The following is a 5903-nucleotide window of genomic DNA, read 5'->3' as shown; positions in this document are numbered from 1 at the left end:
AGAGTGAAAGAAGAGGGATACAGCGCTTTGCGCTGCTATGAGGTACATTGTTGATTGTAGATTCGAGTTGTCATTGCGACCGCAGGGAAGCAATGACAAGTGTTTAACCGGGTTAAGCGAAATTCTCGGTTATTACAGCGCACTGTAATATGAAAACAAGATCCAGACATTTAAGAATTCGATATTGGCAGGTAAGGTGGGGCAATGCCCACCCTACAAATTGAGAGATGCCCTTAATTGTTCATTGTTCATTGTTCATTGTTCATTGTTCACGGGAGTGAAGCAGAGGAATCAGATAGGACATATTGGGAACTTGCAATAATTTTAAGGTGCGAGAAAGGGGAATTTTCACCCAATGGGGACGATGGGTGAGTTCGTAGGAGATGGCGTAGACGGATTTTTCTAGGATGTAAGCGTCGAGCAAAACTTGCATTTCTCGCGAAGTATCGGGGAGGAAGTGACCTTGGCTAGCGGTTTGCAGATAGGCTTTGACAAAGACGAGGTTAACCCAACTGCACCAAAAGTCTGACCATTGCTCCATGTCGGACAAGTTGTCGGGGTCAATCATGCCATTATCAACTTCTTGTTGCAGGGCGACGCTGGCAGCATAGTGGAAGGATTGAAGCATTCCAGCCACATCTCGCAGGGGCGATCGCTTCATGCGTCGTTCGCTCAAGGGTCGATTGGTTTCTCCTTCAAAGTTGGTGATCACAAAGTCTTTACCGGTATAGAGGACTTGTTCTAAGTGATAATCCCCATGACAACGGGTTCTCAGGGCAGTAATTTTTAAGTCGATGACCGAGCCAAAGCGTTTTAATAATTGGTCTTTGCGATTAATTAAGTCCATCGCGATCGATTGCCAGTCTTCGGGCAGTCGGTTGAGACGCTTTTGCAAAAACAGGAGGGTTTTACCGCTCAGGTTCCGCATGTATTGGTAAATTGACCGTTGATAAAAGGAAGAAAAGGGTTCTGGGGCAAAGTGGCGATTTTCGCGATCGGAGGCTAGGGCTAGATGGAATTCAGCCATGTATTGGCCCAGACGTTCAGCGGAGCTAAGGTAAGATCCGATCAGGGAGTAAACGAGTTCGGGAATCTCAGCTATCGAATCATGGCTCTCTAAGTCTAAGTCGGTCGATTTTGAGGTGACATCTAGGGTAAAGTCCTTGAGGTTAGGTAAGGGTAGGTCGGCAATTTCAATGGGAGTAGCCATGACTTGCTCGAAATAACCCCGCAAATTATCGAGGGTGTATGACCAACCGTCGCGGATGTCGGGAATAAAGTCGCGCAATACGCCAATGGTCATGGAGGGTTTACCGGGGCGATGATATTCTAGGGAACCATAAAAGGGGGTAATTTGGCCAGATCGCAGGGAGAAGGTTTTGGGGTTCGGTTCGAGGTCTGAGCTAATTCTACGGGTGAGAAATTCCCCAATTTCCAGGTCGGCATTGATTCCTTCTTCAATCTGCCGGAAGAGTTTGAGAACTAGATGATGGCGATCGACTTCAGATTGAGGATCGCTATAGATAATTGAAGTATGTTTGTGTTCGCCTCGCAACACGTGGGGATCGAAGGCTTCTATGCCTTGCTCTAATTGATCTGGGGTTTTAAACAGATAGGGGACAATTTTGCCTTCAATGCCTTGATATTGCCAACCGTTGGCGATCGCCTCTAACATGAATCTGAGGAAGTCTGGATCGGCGCTGGCTTCGTATAAAATACCGGTTTCGCCGAATTCTTGCACGTTGATTTTAGCAACCATGCGATCGCTATACATGGGGTCTTCCTCAACACTGATGGCTTCGTATGCGATCGAAAAAGCATAGGTTTCGGCTGCGCCTTCAGTATAGTTGACCTGAATGAGCAGAATCTGAGCTTCTCGGTTTTGGTAAGGAATGGGAATCACATCCACAATTTGTGTGGATTGAATGGTGCGCGATTTACCCGTAAACCAGGAGCGAGTAATCAGATAGTGGGGTAGATGGAGTTCAAAGCGGGTTTTGGGATCGTTTTGATAAAATGCACTTGGCCAGGGGCCTGTCGGGACTTCTAGGGTGGGGAGTTGGGTAACAGGAACGGGATTTGGGGTTAAGTTTTCTTCGATTTGTAGGGTGAACCAGTAGAAAGCGTAGGGACTGAGGCTGAGAAAATAGGAACTATCGGCGATCGCTGGAAATTCTGTACGGCCAAAGATTTCTACCGGTTTCATCCCTTGGAAGGGGGATAGGTCTAGCTCGACAGTTTGCACGAACCGGGAGAGGTTCGCCACCACTAGGATATGTTCGCCCGCGTAGGTGCGGGTAAAGGCTAATACTTTCCGGTTGTCGGGATACAGAAATTCAAAGCTTCCTCGACCGAAGGATTGAAACCGTTTCCGGGTGGCGATCAGCCGTTTCATTGACCACCAGAGGGCGTTTGTATTGCTGCGTTGGGCTTCGACGTTGATCGCTTCGTAATGGTATTCAGGGTCGAGAATCGGAGGAGCGTAGAGGCGTTGGGGGTTGGTGCGGCTAAATCCAGCATTGCGATCAGCGCTCCATTGCATGGGGGTACGGACTCCGTTGCGATCGCCCAAATAAATATTATCCCCCATGCCAATTTCATCCCCATAATAGAGGACGGGGGTTCCTGGTAAGGAAAAGAGCAGACTATTGAGTAATTCTATCCGGCGGCGATCGTTCTCCATTAAGGGACTTAAGCGGCGACGAATCCCTAAATTAATCCTCGCTTGCGGATCTTGGGCATAGACGCGATACATATAATCTCGGTCTTCATCCGAGACCATTTCTAAGGTCAATTCATCATGATTTCGCAGAAACAGCGCCCATTGACAGTTATTCGGAATTTGGGGAGTTTGTTGTAAGATATCTATAATCGGAAAACTATCTTCCATTTTCAATGCCATAAACAGACGCGGCATCAAAGGAAAATGGAAATTCATGTGGCATTCATCACCCCGGCCAAAATAAGCTGCTGCATCTTCAGGCCATTGATTCGCTTCAGCCAGTAACATACGGTTAGGAAACTTTTCATCAATATGGCTGCGCAGATCCTGCAAAAATGTATGGGTTTGGGGTAAGTTTTCGCAATTCGTTCCTTCTTCCTCATACAGATAAGGAACGGCATCTAAGCGCAGACCATCGACTCCCATTTCTAACCAAAAATCTACCACCTCTAAAATAGCTTTCTGCACCGCTATATTTTCATAGTTTAGGTCTGGTTGATGGGAATAAAATCGATGCCAATAATAGGCATTTGCCACAGAATCCCAAGACCAGTTAGAATGTTCAAAGTCTTGGAAAATAATCCGAGCGCCTTGATATTTACTAGGGTTATCATTCCATACATAAAACTCTCGCTCTGGTGACCCTGGAGGTGCTTTTCTAGCTTGCTGAAACCAAGGATGCTGATCAGAGGTATGGTTAACGATTAATTCGATAATGACTCGAATGCCTCGTTTGTGGCTCTCGCGTAAGAATTCTTTGAAGTCCTCTATATTTCCATAAATGGGATTGACGCTATTGTAATCGGCAATATCATAGCCATCGTCTTTGAGGGGAGACGGGAAAAAGGGCAGTATCCACAGGGCAGTGACCCCTAATTCTTGGATGTAGTCCAGTTTGTCCTTGAGTCCACCGAAATCACCGATACCATCTCCGTTACTATCGGCAAAAGCCCGGACAGGAACTTCATAAATAATCGCATCTTTAAACCAAAGGGGATCGTCTTTGAGGATGGAGTGGCACATTTCTTCTATTGTCCAATGTTCTTGATTTTTCATTTTAATACCTGAAGCAAAAAAATAGGAGTAGCTCAAGAAAATGAGCAGATGAATAAAAAAACAACAAATCTGCCCCAGCGATCGCGAGGGACTTTTTGTCTTATTCTATGGAGAAGACCGATCGTCCGTATCTCTTGTAGAGTTTGTAATTCCTATGGCTTTTGAACGCGCAAGTGGCATCTTATTACACCCGACTTCCTTCCCCAGTTCCTTTGGAATTGGCGATTTAGGAGAGAATGCTTATCAATTTGTTGATTTCCTCGCTCGGAGTGGGCAAAAAATATGGCAAATTTTGCCCCTAGGACCAACCGGTTATGAACATTCTCCTTACACGATGAATTACAGTGCTTTTGCAGGTAATCCCTTGATGATTAGCTTAGAGCAATTAGCCGCAGAAGGATTATTAAATTCCGAAGAATTAATTCCTCTAAGTGGAGAAGATATCAGCCCCAACCGAGTAAATTTCGATCGCGTGATTTCCCATAAATATGGATTCCTCAAACAGGCCTATGAAACCTTTAAAGAACAGTTAGCAGAAGAGGAAAATCCTGCCTTGACTAACTTTACTCAATTTTGTCAGGAACAGGCCAGTTGGTTAGATGATTATGTGTTATTTATGTCCCTGATGGAGGAGAATGGGGGACAAGCTTGGAATCATTGGGAAAGATCGCTTGCTCGTCGCGAACCCCAGAGCCTAGCCCGTAAAAAAGAAACCCTTGCTGATTCCATCCTATACCATCAATTTCTGCAATTCAAGTTTTTTGAACAGTGGCAAAATCTGCGCCAGTACACCAACGAAAAAGGCATTCAAATTATCGGTGATGTTTCGATTTATGTCTGCCACAATAGCGCCGATGTCTGGGCAAATCCCGAAATTTTCAAGTTAGATCCCCAAACCTTAGAACCGGCATGGATGGCGGGCGTACCTCCGGATTATTTTAGTGCCACAGGGCAATTGTGGGGGAATCCAGTTTATGATTGGAATAAATTACAAGAAACGAATTATGCTTGGTGGATTGAACGCTTCCGAGCCACACTGCAATATGTGGATGTCGTCAGGATTGACCATTTCCGAGGCTTTGAAGCCTATTGGCAAGTACCTGCGGGTGAAGAAACAGCCATGAATGGAGAATGGGTAAAGGCTCCAGGATTTGAGTTTTTCCAAACCTTGGGTGAGGAATTAGGCAATTTACCCGTTTTAGCGGAAGATTTGGGCATTATTACGCCAGAAGTGGAAAAATTACGGGATCATTTTAACTTTCCAGGAATGAAAATTCTCCTATTTGCGTTTGGAGGAGGATCTGATAATGCGTATTTGCCCCATAATTATCCCCAAAATGCCATTTGCTATACGGGAACTCACGATAATGATACGGCAGTGGGGTGGTGGGAAAAGGCGAGCCAAAAAGAAAAACAGCATTTAGCCGAATATCTCGGTTATAGTTCCCCAGAAGAAATTACTGAGATTTCTTGGCTGTTAATCCGTATAGCCTTGAGCGCGGTAGCCGTTTGGGCAATTCTCCCCCTACAAGATTTATTCAGTTTAGATAACCAAGGACGAATGAACGATCCGAGTGTCAGTGCTGGAAATTGGCGTTGGCGCTATGCCGATCCAGGGATGTTGAGTCAGGAATTAGGCGATCGCCTGCTACACTTAACCCAATCCTATGGCCGCTAAGAGTGCTACGCACTAGGAAATAGGGAATAGGGAATAAATTTCAGAACGGAGGATTAACCCATTCTTCTACTCCTTGCTCCCGTACCCATTACCTATTACCCATTACCCGCGCGTAGCGCTCCTGACTTTCGCAAGTTGACCAGAAAATAGTACAGTAGATCTAAATCTTAAAACTTTTTGTTCGTATGAATCACCGTGGTGTTACAATCTGGTTTACTGGTCTCAGTGGCGCTGGTAAAACCACCATTACCCAAGCCCTAGAAAAAAAACTACGCGCTGCTGACGTTAAATTAGAAGTCCTAGATGGGGATATTGTTCGTACAAACCTCACCAAAGGATTAGGCTTTAGCAAAGAAGACCGAGACGAAAATATCCGCCGCATTGGGTTTGTTTCCCATCTATTAACCCGAAATGGGGTGATTGTTTTAGTTTCTGCAATTTCTCCCT

Annotated in this window: 3 protein-coding genes; 2 read left to right on the top strand and 1 reads right to left on the bottom strand. The window is 45.4% G+C overall.

All coding sequences use genetic code 11. The features are described from left to right. Positions 1–262: 262 nt before the first annotated feature. Positions 263–3745 carry a maltose alpha-D-glucosyltransferase gene (treS, locus tag AC3A14_RS23325; RefSeq protein WP_487779191.1) on the bottom strand — a complete coding sequence of 1161 codons (3483 nt, stop codon included), beginning with the start codon at positions 3743–3745 and terminating at the stop codon, positions 263–265. Between the two features lie 187 nt (positions 3746–3932). On the opposite strand from treS, the gene malQ reads away from it, so the two are divergent. After that, a complete protein-coding gene (gene malQ / locus AC3A14_RS23320) occupies positions 3933–5456 on the top strand; it encodes a 4-alpha-glucanotransferase (RefSeq protein WP_487779190.1) in 1524 nt (507 codons plus the stop codon). 185 nt (positions 5457–5641) lie between these two features. Next, on the top strand, positions 5642–5903 hold a 262-nt coding region (locus AC3A14_RS23315), incomplete at its 3' end, for an adenylyl-sulfate kinase (RefSeq protein ID WP_487779189.1).

The organism is Roseofilum sp., assembly GCF_982964205.1.
This window is presented reverse-complemented; position numbering and strand designations above follow the sequence as displayed.